The following is a 596-nucleotide window of genomic DNA, read 5'->3' on the forward strand; positions in this document are numbered from 1 at the left end:
GGGAAGAACAAGTACCGGAGTAACTGCCGGTACCTTGACGGTACCTGACCAGAAAGCCACGGCTAACTACGTGCCAGCAGCCGCGGTAATACGTAGGTGGCAAGCGTTGTCCGGAATTATTGGGCGTAAAGCGCGCGCAGGCGGTCCCTTAAGTCTGATGTGAAAGCCCACGGCTCAACCGTGGAGGGTCATTGGAAACTGGGGGACTTGAGTGCAGAAGAGGAGAGCGGAATTCCACGTGTAGCGGTGAAATGCGTAGAGATGTGGAGGAACACCAGTGGCGAAGGCGGCTCTCTGGTCTGTAACTGACGCTGAGGCGCGAAAGCGTGGGGAGCGAACAGGATTAGATACCCTGGTAGTCCACGCCGTAAACGATGAGTGCTAAGTGTTAGAGGGTTTCCGCCCTTTAGTGCTGCAGCAAACGCATTAAGCACTCCGCCTGGGGAGTACGGCCGCAAGGCTGAAACTCAAAGGAATTGACGGGGGCCCGCACAAGCGGTGGAGCATGTGGTTTAATTCGAAGCAACGCGAAGAACCTTACCAGGTCTTGACATCCTCTGCCACTCCTGGAGACAGGACGTTCCCCTTCGGGGGAC

The 596-nt window shown here is 56.5% G+C and carries 1 rRNA gene; it reads left to right on the top strand.

The annotated features are described in order from the left end of the window. A 16S ribosomal RNA gene (locus WQ57_RS22595) occupies positions 1 to 596 on the top strand; the annotation flags it as partial.

The organism is Mesobacillus campisalis (genome assembly GCF_000986785.1).
Lineage (GTDB): Bacteria > Bacillota > Bacilli > Bacillales > Cytobacillaceae > Mesobacillus_B > Mesobacillus_B campisalis.